We start from the raw sequence: 17,048 nt of genomic DNA on the forward strand, positions 1-17,048 counted from the left end.
ATGCAATTCCGAACCGGTCAACGTAGGGTGAGAACGCCGCGAAAGCACCGTACGACCAGCAGCCGGATGGGCCATGACCGACGCAGATCCCCCATCATCGCGTACGGTCGTGCCTATCGACCCGATGGATCTGCTGAGCGAGACCTTCGACCGGGGTCAGGTCACTGACCTGCGGCATCACGTGGCATCGTGCGCCACGTCGGCTGGTATGCGCGGGCAGCGCCTGGACGACTTCGTGCTCGCGGTCAACGAGTTGATCACCAACGCGGTCCGGCACGGCGGCGGCCGGGGGTGGCTGCGGATGTGGCGCGACGCGCAGTCGATGTTCTGCGAGGTCTCCGACAACGGGGCCGGCATCGGCTCGGACCGGCTGCGCCGCCGGGACCGTCCCGCCCCGAACACCGCCGGCGGCTGGGGGCTGTGGCTGACCGAGCGGCTCACCGACACGATGGCCGTCGCCACCGGTCCGGAGGGCACCACGGTACGGATCAGCCTCGGGCTGTCCGACACCGGCGCCGACGCTGACGATCCGGTCAGCCGAACAGGGCGCTGACCTCAGCCGAACAGGGCGCTGACCGATTCGCCGTTGTGGATCCGGCGCATCGCCTCGGCCAGGGCCGGCGCGACCGACAGCACCTGCAGCTTCGGCACCCGCTTGCCCGCCGGGATCGGCACCGTGTTGGTGCAGACGATCTCCAGTACGCCGTCCTGGCTGCTCAACCGGTCCAACGCCCCGCTGGAGAACAGCCCGTGGGTGCAGGCGATGCGGATCGACCGGACCTTGAGGTCCCGCAGGTGGTCGATGAGTTCGATCACCGTACTGCCCTTGGCGATCTCGTCGTCGAGGACGATCACGTCGCGGTCGACGACGTCGCCGATCACCGCGCTGATCTGCACCCGGTCGTCGCTGAACCGCTGCTTGGCGCCGGCCGCGACCGGGGTGCCGAGCATCCGGGCGAACGCGGCGGCCTCCTTGGCGTTGCCCAGGTCCGGCGAGACGACCACCGTGTCGGTCAGGTCGTGGTTGCGGAAATGCGCGGCCAGCTCCCGCAGCGCGTGCAGGTGGTCGACGGGCACGCTGAAGAAGCCGTGCACCTGCGGGGAGTGCAGGGTCATCGCCAGCACCCGGTCGGCGCCGGCGGAGACCAGCAGGTCGGCGACGAGCCGGGCACCGATCGAGATCCGCGGGGCGTCCTTCTTGTCGGACCGGGCGTACGCGTAGTGCGGCAGCACCACGGTGATCCGCCCGGCCGAGGCGCCCCGGGCGGCGTCGAGCATCAGCAGCAGCTCCACCAGGTGCTCCTGCACCGGCGGCACCAGCGGCTGGATCAGGAAGACGTCCCGCTCTCGGCAGTTGGCCTGCAACTGCACCTCGAGGCAGTCGTTGGCGAACCGGGAGACCCGCACCGGGTGCAGCGGTACGTCCAGATGGGTGCAGATCTCCGCAGCCAGCTCGGGGTGGGCACTGCCACTGAACACCGCGATGTCACGCACCAGGTGATCGTAGGTCAGGCCGGGCGGGCGTGCCCGACGCGACCCCGGGCCGGGCTCGGCCGAGTCGATGCCGGGCTCAGCCGACTCGTTTGCCGGGCTCAGCCGAGCTGTTTGCGGACGAACTCGATCGACAACTGGTCGAAGTGCGCCCGGCCGCCCTCGTGGCCGTCCCACTCGTACACCTCGATCTCCTTCGGGCCCGCGTACGCGTGGTAGGCGGCGAAGACCGTCGACGGCGGACAGGTCTGGTCCATCAGCGCCGCACTGAACAGTGCCGGCGCGCTCGCCCACGGCACCAGGTGGGCGGCGTCGACGTAGTCGACCGTGGCGAACGCCGCCGCCGCCCGCTCCGGCTGGATTCGGCAGAACCGGACCAGTTCGTTGTACGGATCCGCGTCGGTGATCGTCACCGCCCGCCGGATCTGGCACAGGAACGGCACCCGGGACACCACCGCGCCGACCCGGTCCCCGGCGAGCGCGGCGGCGGCCAGCGCCAGCCCGCCGCCCTGGCTGGTGCCGACCACGGCAAGCCGGGAGCCGTCGACGCCGGGCAGTTCGGGGGCGATCTCCACCGCCCGCGCCGCGTCGGTGATCAACCGCCGGTAGTAGTAGCCGGCCGGATCCAGCACGCCCCGGGTCAGGTAGCCGGGGGTCGTCGGCCCGGAGCCGTCCGGGCCGGCGTCCGGGGTGTCGCCGCCCCGCCACGACCCGCCCTGGCCCCGGGTGTCCATCACCAGGTGGGCGAAGCCGGCACTGGCCCAGAGCAGCCATTCGAGTGGGCGGCCACGGCCGCCGCCGTACCCGATGAACTCGACGACGACCGGCAGTGGCCCGGCGGCGCCCGACGGGACGTTGAGCCAGCCCTTGATCTCCTGACCGGCGAAGCCGGTGAAGCTCACGTCGTACGTGTCGATCATGCGCAGCGGGGTCGCCACCTGGGTCACGACCGGCGGCGCCGCCATCGACCGGGCGTCGGAGAGCGTGTCGTCCCAGAACGCGCGCAGGTCGGCCGGTGGGGACAGCTCGGGCTGGTAGCGCCGCAGCTGATCGAGGGGAAGATCGAACCAGGCCATGGCCGGCACGCTACCAGCGCCAGCGGGGCGGGTGGGGTGCGCTGGCCACGGCCATACTGGCGGGATGACCGCGCAGAGCAGCCCGGCCAACGCCGGCCGGTACATCGCCGCCATCGACCAGGGCACCACCTCGTCGCGTTGCATCGTGTTCGACGCCGACGGCGCGATCGTCACGATGGCCCAGCGCGAACACCGGCAGATCTTCCCCCGCCCCGGCTGGGTCGAGCACGACGCCGAGGAGATCTGGGTCAACGTCGAGCAGGTGGTCCGGCAGGCCCTCGCCGACGCCGGAGTCAGCGCTGGTGGGCTGGCCGCGATCGGCATCACCAACCAGCGGGAGACCACCGTGGTGTGGGACAAGGCCACCGGCCGGCCGGTGCACCACGCCATCGTGTGGCAGGACACCCGCACCGGGCCGCAGCTGCAGCGGCTCGGCGCGGCCGTCGGCGAGCAGCGGCTGCGGGAACGCACCGGACTGCCGCTGGCGACGTACTTCGCCGGGCCGAAGGCGATGTGGCTGCTGGAACACGTCGACGGGCTGGCCGAGCGGGCACGGCGCGGCGAGGTGCTGTTCGGCACGATGGAATCCTGGCTGATCTGGAAGCTCACCGGCCGGCACGTCACCGACGTCACCAACGCCAGCCGCACCCTGCTGATGGACGTGCACACGCTGCGCTGGGACGAGGAGATCCTGTCCGCGGCGGGCATTCCGGCCGCGATGCTGCCGGAGATCGTTGCGTCGGCCGCGATCTACGGTACGGCGGACGCCGACGTCGCCGGCGGGGCGCTGGCCGGCGTACCGGTGGCCAGCGCCCTCGGTGACCAGCAGGCAGCCCTGTTCGGGCAGACCTGCTTCCAGCCCGGCGAGGCCAAATGCACCTACGGCACCGGCAGTTTCCTGCTGCTCAACACCGGTACGAGCGCGGTCACCTCGCAGCACGGGCTGTTGACCACGGTGGCGTACCAGATCGGTGACGCCCCGGCGCACTACGCGCTCGAAGGGGCGATCGCGGTGACCGGGTCGCTGGTGCAGTGGCTGCGTGACAACCTGGGCCTGATCTCCAGCGCGGCGCAGGTCGAGGAGCTGGCCCGCAGCGTCGACGACAACGGCGGCTGCTACATCGTGCCGGCGTTCTCCGGACTGTTCGCCCCGCACTGGCGGGCCGACGCCCGGGGCGTGGTCGCCGGGCTGACCGGCTACATCACCAAGGGCCATCTGGCCAGGGCGGTGCTGGAAGCCTCGGCGTGGCAGACCCGCGAGGTGGTCGACGCGATGAACGCCGACTCGGACGTGGCGCTGCGCCGGCTGCGGGTCGACGGTGGGATGACCGCCAACGGGCTGCTGATGCAGTTCCTCGCCGACGTGCTCGACGTGCCGGTGGTCCGCCCGGCGGTCAGCGAGACGACCTGTCTGGGGGCGGCGTACGCGGCCGGGCTGGCGGTCGGCTTCTGGCCGGACCTGGACACGTTGCGCGCCCAGTGGCGGGCCGACGCGCAGTGGCGGCCGGCGATGGACCCGGCGCACCGCGACCGCGAGTACGCCCAGTGGCGCAAGGCCGTCACCCGCACCCTCGACTGGGTCGACGACCCCGACTGATCCCCCGTCCTTTCTCGGCGATCGGCATCCACGCGCCCGCCCCGGAGACAACCATCACCGTCAACCCGACGAGCGGCACACGCGCAGGCGTTGAATCACGCGTCCCACCTCGCACGCCCCTGCCGAAATCATGATCAACAATCATCACATCGACAGACTTCAGAGTGTTAGTGCGGCACACCTATACAAGATCACCATTCAGTCAACCCCCCATGTGCACAAAAGTTAAGATACGACAAGCTCCCAAATTGCCCAATTGTAGACAGTGAACCTTGCTCAGGTGTGCGATACTCCCTTTAGGAGACAAGCCTACAACGCAAACAACCAATCGGGAATAACTAGATGATCGGCACAATACCCACACCTCATCGCATAGCCATCAAGCTCATCAAATGGACCCTGGTGAGCCTTCTAATTGGCATGCTTCCGGTCCTCTTGAAGGCACTTTTCGTCTTCGCCGACAACCAAGCCTTGACGAAGGCCTCAATACTCGGCAGCGGCGAGCTATTCCTGGTGGCCGCAGGACTAACCGCCAGTGGAGTCGGGGAGATTGTCTTCGAGCTACACTCTCCCGACAGGCCGATGATAATCAACTTATACGTACAGATCACTCGCGCCGCAGCAATAATTATATCGATCGTTATCGTTGCCATTGGTGCCGCCGTCTACGGAAGCGCCAATGGAGCCGAGAGCGTGACGGACAACTACATGAATCTTTCCTGGGGCGTACTTATTGCCGCCTCCCTCTCCAGCCTATCCTGCGTGATTGTCGCCGAACTGAAGTAGGGGAGTCCGACATGGAGCCATTGATGGCCACGCTACTGGCCCTGTCGGCCGCCAGCGTCGCCAACGCCGTCGGCGCGTTCGCCTACTCACTCCGCAAGATGCGGCGCCTAGTTGAACAGCAAAAATACCTCGTGGTCCCAGCCAAGCAGGTACCTCATGACGTGATCCTTTTTGAGGAGCTACGCACCCAACTGTTAAAGAATGCCCTAGACAACGGCATAGGTCCCAAACAGGCGGAAGCCGTGGTATCGGCCACCCTCCAATCGCTCACCGAGAACGCCGACCCGACGGAGGATTCAACCCGTCAAGGCCCAACTGAACCGCCCACATCAAATCGATAGTTTGCCCGAGAGAAGGTCGATCTCGGCCACGTCTCCCGCCGCCACTGGCGCAGCTTGCGGTAGGGCACCTCGTCGACCTCACGGAGGCCGGATAACGGGCGTTGCTCGACGAACACTACAAGATGAAGCCGACGGATAGCAGTTCTCCCAGGAACGTTTCCAGCGACACCTGTTGATAGTGGATTGACGGTGCGCAACCGGCCATCGGAAAATTCACCCAATCGTCGGTGAAGTTGGTCCAGCGACCTGAAAATTGCACCTCTGCCGCTTGCCCGGCCCCGGCGAGTAGACGTGCTGCTGTCCGGCGCGGCGTTCCAGCTCCCACACGTACGACTCGATCTCGTGGCGGGCCGCCGCGCCGGCCGGCAGCCACAACGGCAGGTCACCACCGAACCGTTCGCGATGGACAGCGGCCGGCGGGATGCTGTCGGAATGCCCACCAGCACCGCCTACGAAGACGAGCTCGGCGACCACTTCGCCAGACACGCCGACACCAGCCCGTACAACGCCTACGTCGACCGACCGGCGATGCTCGCCCTCGCCGGAGACGTCGACGGGCAGCGAGTTCTCGACGTCGGTTGCGGGGCCGGGCACTACGCGACGGAGCTGCTGTCGCGCGGTGCCGAGGTCGTCGGGATCGACGGCAGCGCGACGTTGCTGGCGCACGCCCGGCGCAGGTTGGGCGACCGGGCCGAACTGCACCGGCACGACGTCGAGGATCCGCTGGACTTCATCGACGACACGTCGTTCGACGGGGTGATCTGCGCGTTGATGCTGCACCACGTCGCCAACCGACGACAGTTGCTCGGCGAGCTACAGCGGGTGCTGCGGCCGGGCGGGTGGCTACTGGTCTCCACGACCCACCCGACCGCCGACTGGCGGCACTTCGGCGGCTCGTACTTCGCCGACGACTGGGTCGATCTTCCACTGGCCGGCGGGCAGATGTCGATCCACTATCAACGGATGACGCTGGAGACGTTCCTGGGCGAACTGCTGGACGCCGGCTTGCGCCTGGAGCGGTTCGTCGAACCACGCCCGGTGCCCAGCCTGCGTGACGTCGACGAGGCGGCCTACCACAAGCTGCACCAGTCGCCGTCCTTCGTCGCCGTCCGACTCCGCCGGCCCTGACCGCCAGGCGGTGGTCCGGTGCCCCGCTGGTCGCGGGGCACCGGACGACACCGTCGAGGGTCAGGGGGCGAGGCGGTGCAGGTCGCGCGGGAAGAGCGTGACCTGCCGGATGTTCGGTACGCCGAGCAGCCGGGCCACGAACCGCTCCAACCCGAACGCGAAGCCGCCGTGCGGTGGCATACCGTACCGCATCGCGTCCAGATAACCGGCGTACGGGGTCAGGTCGGTCTCGCCCCGCTCGGCGAGCGCGTCGACGTAGTCGCCGTACCGGTGCAGCCGTTGCCCGCCGCTGACCAGCTCCACGCCCCGGAAGATCAGGTCGATCGCACGCGAGTAGCCGGGCCGGCCCGGGTCCGGGTGGGTGTAGAACGCCCGGTGCCGGGTCGGGTAGCCCTCGACGAAGACGAAGTCGCTGCCGTGCTCGCGCAGCGCCCACTCCCCCAGCCAGCGTTCGTGCTCCGGGGCCAGGTCCGGCTCCCCGGTGACGTCCCGGCCGGTCGCCGCGCTGATCATGTCGAGGGCGTCGGCGAAGTGCACGATCACCGGCTCGGCCGGCAACGCCGGCAGCCGTACGTCGAGCAGCTCCAGCGCCGGCCCGGCGCGCTCGGTGACCGCCGCCAGCATGCCGGCGACGGTGGCGTGGCAGGCGGCGATCACGTCCCGGTGGTCGTCGACGAAGCCGAGTTCGGCGTCGAGCGACGTGTACGCGGCCAGGTGCCGGGCGGTGTCACTCGGCTCGGCCCGGAACACCGGCCCCACCTCGAAAACCCGCTCGAAGACACCCACCATGATCTGCTTGTAGAGCTGCGGGGACTGGGCAAGATAGGCCCGGCGGCCGAAGTAGTCCAGGGCGAAGACGTTCGCGCCGCTCTCGGTCGCCGTACCGACGATCTTCGGGGTGTGGATCTCGACGAACCCCATCGTCGTGAGTGTTTTTCGGAAGCCGGCGACGGTGGCGGCCGCGATCCGGTGCGTGGCGGCCAGCTTCGGGTGCCGCAGCGCGACCGGCGCGTGGTCCAGGATCGTCGGCAGGTTCGCCCGCAGGTCCGGCCGATAAAGATCAAACGGTACGGGTGCCGCCGGGTCGGACAGCGGCGTGATCGTCGGACCGGTCACCTCCACGCCACCGGGGGCGGCCGGCTGGGCGGTCGCGGTGCCGGTGACGGCGACGACGGTTTCCTCCGGCAGTTGTTCGAGCTGGGCCCGTACCGCCGGGTCGGTGACGACGACCTGGGCGAGCCCGGCGGCGTCGCGCAGGATCAGGAAAGCGACGGATTTCAGCAGCCGCCGCCGGTGAATCCAGCCGGCCAGCCGTACGGGCTGGCCAACGTGGGCTGGTAGATGAGCGGAAAGGATGCGTTGCATGGTGGTGACCTCCTCCGGTGTGCGCAACGCGTCCCCAGAGAGGCGTGGGCGAGCGGGATCCTCGCGGTGCCACCACACCTTCGCCGCACCGCGTGGTGAACGCGGCACAGCCTTCGCTTACCCGTGACGTGGGCGAGGCGGCGGGAGTCTACTGAGCCCGACGCTGCCGCCGGGCCGTTCTTTCCCGCAGCTCAGGAGGGTCTTCACGGCTGGGCCGGAGTCCGCCCTCTCAGCTGTGGGCGGCTCTCTGTCACTCCGGTGGGCGCAACCGCTACTCGGCTCCGTCGTCGCTGTTGCCCACAGACGCTAGCGGTACGGCGTCCGCGTCCGCATCCGGATTCCGACCGGTCAGACACGGTCCGCACGTCGGACCCGCAGCCCGGTCACCGCCGCGATCGTGTCGAAGTCGTTGTCGATGTGTAGAACGGTCAGACCCCAGGCTTGCGCGGTGGCAGCGATGAGAAGATCGACTACCGACGGCCCTTTGTGGTTCCCAAGGTTGACCAGCTCGTGTTGGGTACGTTCGACGAAGCCCCAGGCGCTGTCCGGCACGGGATGCCAGGCGAACAGTGAGCGGAGGGTGGCCTGCAGTTGATCACGGTCTGCCTTGCTGGCCACCGCCCGAGTCAGCTCCGCCTCGACAGGAGGACAGACCGCGACGAGGCCAGCACGGACCGCGTCGAGCCACTGCGGAGCGATGTCCTGTCTCCGTCGAAGGCGGACCACCATCGAGGTGTCGGCCAGGTAGGTCACGCCGCGATGTCCTTGTGACCGTCAGCCTCGTCCTGCTCGATGAGGTCGACATCGAGCCGGCCGAGTAGCTCACGGAAGGACTCCAGCAACTCGGCACGACGGTTGGCATCGACAGCGGCGGCCAGCTCAAGCGCGGCGTTCACCGTGTCCCGCTTGGTGGTGGTCCGCAGGGCACGCTGGGCGCGGAGCAGCATCTCGTCGTCGACGTCGATCACAGTGCGACTCATATATCTCACCCACCTGCTAGATATCGAGGTATCAGCCTAGCATCGTCTCCATCGTCGGTGTTGCCGCTGGCCGTAGCCGCCCGTTATACGGCACGCCCGGGTCGTCAGCCATCTCCAGAGCTGCTACGTAGCCGGCTTGCGCCAGACAGATACGTGTTTCTCGCTGTCGGAGGTGAACGGCGAGCCGTCCCAGTCCGCTACCCGCCGCTCCAGCACCAGGCCGGCAAGTTTGGCCATCAGATCGCACTCGGCCGGCCAGATGTAGCGGAAGTTGCTGCACCCGTAGCTGGCGCTGCCGTCGTCGCTGCGTCGGTAGTGGTGCGAGGTGCCCTGCTGGGTGACCATGTCGTAGGTGTCGAAGCCGACGTGCCGGTCCGTCACCTCGAACGGCACCGCCGTCTGCCCTGGCGGGAACCGCCGGATGCCCGGCACCCACAACTCGATGACGAAGCGCCCGCCGGGCGTCAGGTGCCGGGCGGCGTTGCGGAAGCATTCCACCTGCTCGTCCTGCGTACGCAGGTTGCCGATGCTGTTGTAGACGACGTACACCAGGGAAAACCGCCCCGGAATCGTCGCCGTCGCCATGTCACCGACGACAACCGGCAGGTCTTCGACCAGCGGGACCTTGCGGCGCAACTGATCGACCATCGGCTGCGACAGCTCGATCCCGCTCACCGCAATGCCCTTCGCGGAAAGCGGGATGGCCACCCGGCCGGTGCCGATCGCGAACTCCAGCGCCGGGCGGCCTGCGCCGGCCAGCTGCGCCAGAAACTCCACCGTCGGCGCAAGCACGTGCGGAGCGAACATTTCTGCCGAAGTGCGGTCGTACCCCTGGGCTGTCTGCTCGTCCCACAGGTCGCTGCTCGTCATGGGCGCGATCCTGCACATGCCTGCCGGCTCCGCGCCAACCATTTACGATGTTTGATCAACACCGAGGTGACGCTGGCGCACCTCAAAATCGCGAAATGAGGTACGTCAGCGTCACCTCGACGCAGCGGGACAGTGCCCCGGTGTTCGCGGGGGTCTGGGTAGGGTCGGCGTCGTGACCGTAGCGCGCTCCCTCGTCCTGTTCGTCTTGGCCGCAGTCGCCGAGATCGGTGGGGCCTGGCTGATCTGGCAGGGCTGGCGGGAGCACCGTGGCCTGCTGTGGATCGCCGCCGGGGTGATGGCGCTCGGGCTGTACGGGTTCGCGGCGTCGCTGCAGCCGGATCCGAACTTCGGCCGGATCCTCGCCGCATATGGTGGTGTCTTCGTCGCCGGTTCACTCGCCTGGGGCGTCGTCGTGGACAAGTTCCGGCCGGACCGCTGGGACATCACCGGCGCGGCGATCTGCCTGATCGGCGTCGCCGTCATCATGTACGCCCCACGCGGCTGAGCCAGCGCTTCTTCTTGAGTCGGATGCGCGACTGGACCGGCGTACCGGACGGAAAACAACGACGGCGACAGGGCAAGCTGCTGCGATGTCCCGCCCCGCCACGGTGCCCCGCGAGCTGAGCTTCGAGCCGTTCTCCGGCAGCCGCGCCATCGCCGCCGGCCTGATCACCCGACGGATGCTCAACGGGCCGTCCTGGCGCCGCATCCTCCCCGACGTATACGTACACGTTGACTCGTACGACCCCGACGACCACCGGATGTGGTGCGTGGCCGCCGCCGCACGGCTGCCGCCCGACGCGGCGATCCACGAGCTCAGCGCGGCCTATCTGTGGGGGATCGACCTCCTGCCGCTAAGCGGTCCCGGGCAGGTGGTGGTGCCGGTACACATTGCCCTGCCGAAAACGGCCAGGCGGTACTCACACCCCAGGATAAGATCCACATACCGGACGCTCACCCCTGACGACATCACGTCCTTGACCGGACTCCCCTTGACCACTGGAGTCCGTACCGCGTTCGACCTGGGTCGCTCGCTGCCGCGCGCCGACGCGCTCGGCGCCCTCGACGCCGTCCTGCGCCGCCGCGTCGTCACGCGTAGGCAGCTCGCGGCGTACATCGACACCCGCCCCGGGCTGCGCGGCCTGCACCAGGTCCGGGAACTCCTCGCCCTCGCCGAGCCGTTGAGCGAATCGCCGATGGAGAGCCGACTCCGCCTGCTGCTGCACGACGCCGGCCTGCCAAAACCAACGTCGCAGTACGAGGTGCGAGACGCCCCGCTGGGTAGGCAGGGGCGTTTTATCGCGCGGGTCGACCTGGCTTACCCGCAGTGGCGGATCGCCATCGAGTACGAGGGTGACCACCACCGGGAGCGGGCGACGTTCCGCAAGGACGTGTACCGCTTCAACGCGCTCCGGGAAGCCGGATGGCTTGCGCTCCGCTTCACCGCCGACGACGTCCTCCGACGAAAAGAACAAGTGGTGCGAAAGGTCCGGGACGCGATCGCCGAACGCACCACCTGACCACATCGCGCCCGTCGAGGTGACGCTGACGCACGCTATTTTCGCGTTTTAGCGTGCGTCAGCGTCACCTCGACGGCGGAGCGCCGTCACGAAGCCAGACCAGGAGTCGCTAGAAAAGGACAACACCGGACCGTACGGATCCTTCGAGTCCCGCACCGCGACGCCGAGTGCACCAGAGACACCATGATCAGCCACGCCAGCCACCTCGACACAGTTGGAGTTGGAACCGCTGCGGCTCGACTTGCGCCACGCCAAGTCCACTGGCAGGTCGGCTGCGTTCATCCTCGCCTCACTCACGCTCGTGTTCTGCCGCGAGCCGGGCCACCAGGTCGATCGACTCGGCAGGGCTCAGCGCCACCGTGAGCAGCCTATCCACTTCATCGCGAAAGAAGATCACCTGCTCGGGCTCCTCCAGGAACAGCCCGGAGATCTTGTGCTCAAGGTGCACGACCGTCTGGCTGCGCGGGAAGTCGAGGATGGCGAACGCGCCGTCCAGTCCCGTGTAGCCGCCGACCGACGACGGCACGACCTGCAGGGTGACGTTCGGGCGGTCGGCGGCATCCACGAGATGTCGCAGTTGCCGACCCATCACCCACGGACCGCCGAGCGGCCGACGAAGCGCCGACTCGTCCAGGATCGCGTGCAGCGCCGGTGGTTCGGACCTCGCAAGGATGGCCTGGCGTCCGAGCCGAGCGGTGACTCTGGTCTGCGCGTCGGCCTCCGGAACGCCACAACCTCGCAATACCGCCCTGGTGTAGTCGGGGGTCTGCAGCAGCCCTGGCACGAGCAGCGGTTCGAAGTCGAAGATCGCTGACGCCTCGGCCTCCAGCTGGATCAACGTCCGGGACTCGGCCGGAAGGCCTCCCAGCACCTCCCACCAGCCGGGCTCGGAGCGCTCCGACATGGCGAGCAGCCGCTGCCGTTCCTCACCGGCGACACCGTAGATGACCAGCAGGGATGCGACGTCCTCCAGCTTGCTGCCCTGCCGACCGGTCTCCATCCTGGACAACTTCGACGCCGGCCAGCCGAGACTCGCCGCCACCCCACGAACGCTCAGCTTCCGACTCCGCCGCAGCGCGCGTAGTTCGCCAGCGAGTCCACGAATGGCGATGGTGGGCGGCGTCGGCTTGGTCATCGAAATCCTCCTGTCCCCAACCTCTTGACACGAGGCTACCGCCGTAGCCATCTTGAATGCAACGTTGCTTTCCAGAGAGCCACAGCCTGAGCGAGGTGAGCCTGTGATGTTGGTGAAGGTGCGGGCGTACGACCCGGCGGACAGCCCCGGGCCGATCCCGTCGGTGATCGACCACTTTCGGCCTGGCCCGGAGCTGCCCGAACAGCTCAGCGAGGCGGAGCACACCGCAGCCCGCTACACGGTGATCCTGGTGCCGCCGAAGGAGGCGGAGATTCTCGACCTCGGCCGGGAGAACCCGGGACTCAAGCTCTACCTGGACCACCACTGGGAGGCGGACGTATCCGACCTCGACGAGGCTGCGACGCTGATCTCCGAGCACTGCGGCAAGCCGGTCACGCTGGTCGAGCACCGGGCCGACCTCTGCTACTGGACGGCGTACGTGGAGCTGCCCTACGCCGACGGCGAGAGCTGACGCGCCGCCCGGCAGGCGAACCGCGTACTGACGAACGGCTGCCGGGCTGGCCGTGATCGGCCAGCCCGGCAACGTACAGCGCTGTTTCTCAGGGCGACGGCGTGCGGTGGGCCCGGACGACGAAGTCGTGGATGGTCAACTGCTTCGAGTCATGGTGCACGTCACGGGTACGGGACTCCGCGACGGCCACCTCCCACTGGGCTTCGGGGAGAGAGCCGATAACGGCGTCCATACCGATCGACGCGGCCTTCGGGGCGTGGGCCGCCGAGTGGGTGTCGGCGTGGTCGTGGCCGACGACCAGCAGCGTCCCGCCGGGGGCGACGGCGGCGGCCAGCCGTGCCACGAACTGGTCGAACGGCAGGTCGGGGTGCACGTACTGGCTGGTCACCAGGTCGTAGCGCTGCGACGGCTCCCAGCTGGTCAGGTCGGCGGTGAGCCAGGTGATCCGCTGCGCGACGCCCGGTTCCTGCTGCGCGGCGAGCTTCTGGGCGCGGCCGACCGCTGTCGACGAGGCGTCGACTGCGGTCACCTGCCAGCCCCGGCCGGCGAGCCAGATCGCGTCGGCGCCGGTGCCGCAGCCCGCGTCGAGCGCCGTACCGGGGGGCAGGTCCGCAACCTCGGCGACCAGCTGCGGTCCTGGCGAGACGTGTCCCGTCGGGTGTGCCTGATAGTGCTGCTCCCACCAGTCGGCACTGAACGCGGGATGGCCCGCGTGGGTCTCGTTGGTCATGCTTCGACGGTAGTGAGCCTCCCGGTAATCGGAAGAGTTCATGCGGTTTCCGCAAGAAGGCGCCGTACATCGGCAGGGCCCGCCGCCGGACGCGCCTAGCATGGTGGGCGTGTCAGGGGTCGAGCTTTCCGACGTGGTCCGGCAGCGCATCCGTGGCCTGCGGCAGGCGCGCGGGTGGAGTCTCGACTCCCTTGCCGCCCGGTGCCACCTGAGCCCGTCCACGCTGAGCCGCATCGAGACCGGCCACCGGCGGATCGACCTCGACCAGCTCGTCGCCCTGGCCCGGGCGCTCGACACCACGATCGACCAGCTCGTCGAGCCGGTCGACGATGCCGACGTGATCATCCGGCCGATGAAGCACCAGGAGCCGGGTCTGGCCACCTGGGTGTTGTCGCGCGGCTCAAGCCAGCCCGGCGGCAGCATGGTGGCGAAGATGCGGATCACTCCGGAGCGCCGTACCGGTCCGGGGCATCTGAGCGTGCACCCCGGGCGGGAGTGGTTCTTCGTACTCAGCGGCACCGCACTGCTGCACCTGGGTGAGCGGCAGATCCCGGTCGGCCAAGGGAACGCGGCAGAGTTCTCCACGATGATCCCGCACTCCATCGGCGCGGTGAACGGGCCGGTGGAGATCCTCACCATCTTCGACCAGGACGGCGAGCGGGCACACGCACAGTCGTCGGGCGACGCCCCAACCAGTTAGTCTTGCCATTCCTGCAAGCCTTGGTGCCGATTGAGCAAGCCGGGGTTAGCTTTCCCGCATGACCTCTCCAAGCCTGTCTCCGCAGGTGACAGCCGTGGCGGAAGCCGCCGCGGCGGATTCCGACCCGACGATCCACGATCCGCGTCGACGCCGCGCCGTCCTCGTCGCGGTCTGCATCGCACTGATGGCGGTGATCGCTTCCGTCTCCGGGCTGAACGTCGCCCAGCAGGAATTCGCCGTCGCGTTCGGCGCTTCGCAGAGCACCGTCCTGTGGATCATCAACATCTACACGATCACCTTGGCCGCGCTGCTGCTGCCGCTCGGCGCGGTCGGCGACCGGTGGGGCCGCAAGCCCGTACTGCTCGCCGGGCTCCTCCTCTTCGGGACCGCCAGCGCCGCCGCCGGCCTCGCCACCTCGACCGAGATCATGATCACCGCGCGACTGCTCAGCGGCATCGGCGCGGCGATGATCATGCCGATCACCCTGGCCGTGATCACCTCGACCTTCCCGGAGAAGGAACGGTCCCGGGCGATCGGTGTCTGGACCGCCGTCGCCGGCGGCGGCGGCCTGCTCGGGATGTACCTGTCGGCCTTCCTGGTCGACGTGGCGGACTGGCGCTGGTTGTTCGCCCTCCCGGTCGCGCTGGTCGTCGTGGCCGCCGGCATGACCATCCGGTACGTCCCGAACTCCCGCGAGGAGTCGAGTCACCCGTTCGACACCATCGGTTCGCTGTCGTCGGTGCTCGCCGCCGTCGGACTCATCTTCGTCCTGCACGAGGGCCCGGAACACGGCTGGACCGCGCCCGCCACGCTGGTGGGTCTGCTCGTCGGTGTCCTCGGTGCCGTCGTCTTCGTCGCCTGGGAGCTGCGTCGGCGCGCGCCACTGCTCGACGTCCGACTGTTCCGCCACCGGGGGCTGTCCAGCGGCTCGGTGTCGCTGCTCGCGGTGTTCGGCGTGCAGGCCGGCATCTTCGTGGTGCTCTTCCCGTACTTCCAGGCCGTCCTCGGCTGGTCCGGGCTGCGCTCCACGCTGGCGATGATGCCGATGGCCCTGCTGATGATGGTCGCCTCGGGCCTCGCCCCACGGGTGGCCGCGCTGGTCGGTGCCCGCGCCACCATGGCGGCCGGCATCTTCCTCGGCGGCGCGGGTCTGGCCCTGATGGCCAGCTTCGTCTCGGTCGACGGCGGCTACCTGTCGGTGCTGCCCGGCATGCTCGCAATGGGGCTCGGCATGGGCCTGTCGATGACCCCTTCCACCGAGGCGATCACCAGCGCCCTGCCTCGCTCCCGGCAGGGCACCGCGTCCGCGCTCAACGACGTCACGAGAGAGTTCGGTGCCGCGCTCGGTGTCGCGCTGCTCGGGGCGATCGTGTCCGCCGGCTACCGCAACGCCGTCGACCCTCGGCTCGACGAGCTGGCCGTCGACGCGCCCGACGCCGCCCGGGAGGGTATCGCCACGGCTCTCGCCGCCGCCGACGACGCCGGCCCGTACGCCGACGAGCTGGTCCGGGCCGCGCAGCAGTCGTTCGTCGACGGCTGGCAGCAGGCGATGTGGGTGGGCGTCGGGGTGATGGTGCTCCTGTTCGGCTACGTGCTCGCCCGGGGTCCGCAGCGTCGGCCACGAGCCGAGCAGCCGGAACCGTCGCCAGGGGATCCCACGAAGGACGCGGTCGCCGGCTGAACGCGCATTGCGTCAGGTCGTCGTGCTGGTGGTTGGTGCCCGTGGTTCATCTGGGCACCAACCACCAGATTCACCGAACGCTCGAACTCACCCCGTTTCGGTTGCTACACTTGCTGCACATATTTCGACTGCCCTCCCGGAGGTGATCATGACTCTCGCGGTCAGTCCGGTCACGCCTGATCCGCAGTCGGTCGAGGTAGCAGCTGAGGCGCTGCCCCGGGTGCAGGCCTACCTGCGCACCCACGAGGAGGCTGCGGCAACCGTTCGACTCGTGGAGGACGGCGCTGGCGACACACTCGTGGTGCCCCGTGGAGCCATCGAGTTGTTGGCGCGCGTTCTGGCCCACATGGCGAACGGCCACAGTGTCTCGGTCGTCCCGGCTCACGCGGAGCTGACAACTCAGCAGGCAGCCGAGCTGCTCAACGTTTCCCGCCCATATCTGATCGGCCTGCTGGAGGCGGGTGAGATCCAGTTCCGCAAGGTGGGCACCCACCGGCGGGTACTCGCCGGATCGCTGCTGGCGTACAAACACCGGGACGACGCCCGTCGTCGTGCCGCAGCCGATGAGCTGACCCAGCTCGCCCAGGAGATGGACCTCACCTGAGTCAAGACCTTCGTTGTCATCTATGCCGCGAGCGTGTTGTACCCGAGCACGCTACGGGATTTACTGCTGCGAATCGCCCAGTCAGGTCTGGTCGACGCCAAATGGACCGAACAGATTCTTGATGAGGTTCTCGCCGCCCTACGCCGGCAGCGACCAGACCTCGACGACGCCAGACTCGCACGGACACGAAGGTTGATGGGCACTGCCGTCCGGGACTGGAAGATCACCGGCTACGAGCCGCTCGTCGACTCGCTCAAACTGCCCGATCCTGACGACCGTCACGTACTTGCCGCCGCGATCCGGGCGCGGGCTCAACTCACTGTCACCGCCAACCTCCGACACTTCCCCGCCGATGAGCTGACCGGCTGGGACATCGGCCCGAAGTCACCTGACGAGTTCGTTCGCGATCAGATCAGTTTGGACCGCAGCACGGTACACGCCGCAGTGCAGCAGATCGCCGACTCGTGGCGCAACCCGCCTGGGAGCTTTGACGACGTACTTGACCGCCTCGAAAGATCCGGACTCGCGGTCAGCGCCGCCGAGTTGCGCGCTCGGCGGTAGCGGCGAGGAAC

21 protein-coding genes are annotated in these 17,048 nt (G+C 68.5%); 12 read left to right on the forward strand and 9 right to left on the reverse strand.

Annotated elements, in window-relative coordinates:
* Positions 1-73 precede the first annotated feature (73 nt).
* Entirely contained in the window at positions 74-553 is a 480-nt protein-coding gene (locus tag ACN28F_RS09135) for an ATP-binding protein (RefSeq protein ID WP_289207598.1), read from the forward strand.
* A gap of 2 nt (positions 554-555) precedes the next feature.
* On the opposite strand, the gene ACN28F_RS09140 is transcribed toward ACN28F_RS09135, so the two are convergent.
* Positions 556-1,494, reverse strand: a complete 939-nt coding sequence (locus ACN28F_RS09140) for a ribose-phosphate diphosphokinase (RefSeq protein ID WP_289207599.1) — start codon at positions 1,492-1,494, stop codon at positions 556-558.
* Positions 1,495-1,592: 98 nt separating this feature from the next.
* Positions 1,593-2,567, reverse strand: coding sequence for an acetylxylan esterase (locus ACN28F_RS09145; protein WP_421357461.1), 975 nt, complete (start codon positions 2,565-2,567; stop codon positions 1,593-1,595).
* A gap of 64 nt (positions 2,568-2,631) precedes the next feature.
* Here ACN28F_RS09145 and glpK point away from each other — a divergent pair, with 64 nt between their 5' ends.
* The 4 genes from glpK (at position 2,632) to ACN28F_RS09165 (ending at position 6,419) form a co-directional block, all read left to right on the forward strand.
* Positions 2,632-4,164: a glycerol kinase GlpK gene (glpK, locus tag ACN28F_RS09150; RefSeq protein WP_421357462.1), complete on the forward strand. Its 1,533-nt coding sequence runs from the start codon at positions 2,632-2,634 to the stop codon at positions 4,162-4,164.
* A 342-nt stretch (positions 4,165-4,506) separates the two neighbouring features.
* Complete coding sequence (locus ACN28F_RS09155) at positions 4,507-4,950, forward strand: hypothetical protein (protein WP_289207602.1); 444 nt, start codon at positions 4,507-4,509, stop codon at positions 4,948-4,950.
* 23 nt (positions 4,951-4,973) lie between these two features.
* Positions 4,974-5,291, forward strand: coding sequence for a hypothetical protein (locus ACN28F_RS09160; protein ID WP_289207603.1), 318 nt, complete (start codon positions 4,974-4,976; stop codon positions 5,289-5,291).
* A 432-nt stretch (positions 5,292-5,723) separates the two neighbouring features.
* Positions 5,724-6,419, forward strand: a complete 696-nt coding sequence (locus tag ACN28F_RS09165) for a class I SAM-dependent methyltransferase (RefSeq protein ID WP_421357463.1) — start codon at positions 5,724-5,726, stop codon at positions 6,417-6,419.
* A 60-nt stretch (positions 6,420-6,479) separates the two neighbouring features.
* Here ACN28F_RS09165 and aspS read toward each other — a convergent pair whose 3' ends face one another.
* From aspS to ACN28F_RS09185, 4 genes are all read right to left on the reverse strand, one after another.
* A complete protein-coding gene (gene aspS, locus ACN28F_RS09170) occupies positions 6,480-7,784 on the reverse strand; it encodes an aspartate--tRNA(Asn) ligase (protein ID WP_289207605.1) in 1,305 nt (434 codons plus the stop codon).
* 348 nt (positions 7,785-8,132) lie between these two features.
* Entirely contained in the window at positions 8,133-8,537 is a 405-nt protein-coding gene (locus tag ACN28F_RS09175) for a PIN domain-containing protein (RefSeq protein WP_289207606.1), read from the reverse strand.
* On the reverse strand, positions 8,534-8,764 hold the full coding sequence (locus tag ACN28F_RS09180; protein WP_421357464.1) for a type II toxin-antitoxin system VapB family antitoxin: 231 nt from the start codon (positions 8,762-8,764) through the stop codon (positions 8,534-8,536). Before ACN28F_RS09180 ends, ACN28F_RS09175 begins: the two co-directional genes overlap by 4 nt.
* Positions 8,765-8,887: 123 nt before the next feature.
* Complete coding sequence (locus ACN28F_RS09185; RefSeq protein ID WP_421357465.1) at positions 8,888-9,676, reverse strand: class I SAM-dependent DNA methyltransferase; 789 nt, start codon at positions 9,674-9,676, stop codon at positions 8,888-8,890.
* Positions 9,677-9,806: 130 nt separating this feature from the next.
* Here ACN28F_RS09185 and ACN28F_RS09190 point away from each other — a divergent pair, with 130 nt between their 5' ends.
* Both ACN28F_RS09190 and ACN28F_RS09195 read left to right on the forward strand, forming a co-directional pair.
* Positions 9,807-10,139 carry a YnfA family protein gene (locus ACN28F_RS09190; RefSeq protein ID WP_289207609.1) on the forward strand — a complete coding sequence of 111 codons (333 nt, stop codon included), beginning with the start codon at positions 9,807-9,809 and terminating at the stop codon, positions 10,137-10,139.
* A gap of 85 nt (positions 10,140-10,224) precedes the next feature.
* Entirely contained in the window at positions 10,225-11,154 is a 930-nt protein-coding gene (locus tag ACN28F_RS09195) for a DUF559 domain-containing protein (RefSeq protein WP_421357466.1), read from the forward strand.
* A gap of 48 nt (positions 11,155-11,202) precedes the next feature.
* Here ACN28F_RS09195 and ACN28F_RS09200 read toward each other — a convergent pair whose 3' ends face one another.
* Positions 11,203-11,436, reverse strand: a complete 234-nt coding sequence (locus ACN28F_RS09200; protein ID WP_289207611.1) for a DUF397 domain-containing protein — start codon at positions 11,434-11,436, stop codon at positions 11,203-11,205.
* Between the two features lie 7 nt (positions 11,437-11,443).
* The gene (locus tag ACN28F_RS09205) at positions 11,444-12,289 is read right to left on the reverse strand and encodes a helix-turn-helix domain-containing protein (RefSeq protein WP_289207612.1); all 846 of its coding nucleotides are present in this window, start codon (positions 12,287-12,289) and stop codon (positions 11,444-11,446) included.
* A gap of 106 nt (positions 12,290-12,395) precedes the next feature.
* On the opposite strand from ACN28F_RS09205, the gene ACN28F_RS09210 reads away from it, so the two are divergent.
* Positions 12,396-12,761, forward strand: coding sequence for a hypothetical protein (locus ACN28F_RS09210; RefSeq protein WP_289207613.1), 366 nt, complete (start codon positions 12,396-12,398; stop codon positions 12,759-12,761).
* Positions 12,762-12,849: 88 nt separating this feature from the next.
* Here ACN28F_RS09210 and ACN28F_RS09215 read toward each other — a convergent pair whose 3' ends face one another.
* The gene (locus tag ACN28F_RS09215) at positions 12,850-13,491 is read right to left on the reverse strand and encodes a class I SAM-dependent methyltransferase (protein ID WP_289207614.1); all 642 of its coding nucleotides are present in this window, start codon (positions 13,489-13,491) and stop codon (positions 12,850-12,852) included.
* 109 nt (positions 13,492-13,600) lie between these two features.
* Here ACN28F_RS09215 and ACN28F_RS09220 point away from each other — a divergent pair, with 109 nt between their 5' ends.
* From ACN28F_RS09220 to ACN28F_RS09235, 4 genes are all read left to right on the forward strand, one after another.
* Positions 13,601-14,191 carry a helix-turn-helix domain-containing protein gene (locus tag ACN28F_RS09220; protein ID WP_421357467.1) on the forward strand — a complete coding sequence of 197 codons (591 nt, stop codon included), beginning with the start codon at positions 13,601-13,603 and terminating at the stop codon, positions 14,189-14,191.
* Positions 14,192-14,285: 94 nt separating this feature from the next.
* A complete protein-coding gene (locus ACN28F_RS09225) occupies positions 14,286-15,872 on the forward strand; it encodes an MFS transporter (protein ID WP_289207616.1) in 1,587 nt (528 codons plus the stop codon).
* Positions 15,873-16,020: 148 nt separating this feature from the next.
* Entirely contained in the window at positions 16,021-16,476 is a 456-nt protein-coding gene (locus ACN28F_RS09230; protein ID WP_289207617.1) for a helix-turn-helix domain-containing protein, read from the forward strand.
* A gap of 33 nt (positions 16,477-16,509) precedes the next feature.
* A complete protein-coding gene (locus tag ACN28F_RS09235; RefSeq protein ID WP_421357468.1) occupies positions 16,510-17,037 on the forward strand; it encodes a PIN domain-containing protein in 528 nt (175 codons plus the stop codon).
* The last annotated feature ends 11 nt before the right edge of the window (positions 17,038-17,048 follow it).

Source organism: Solwaraspora sp. WMMA2101 (assembly GCF_049179175.1).
Classification (GTDB): Bacteria; Actinomycetota; Actinomycetes; order Mycobacteriales; family Micromonosporaceae; genus Micromonospora_E.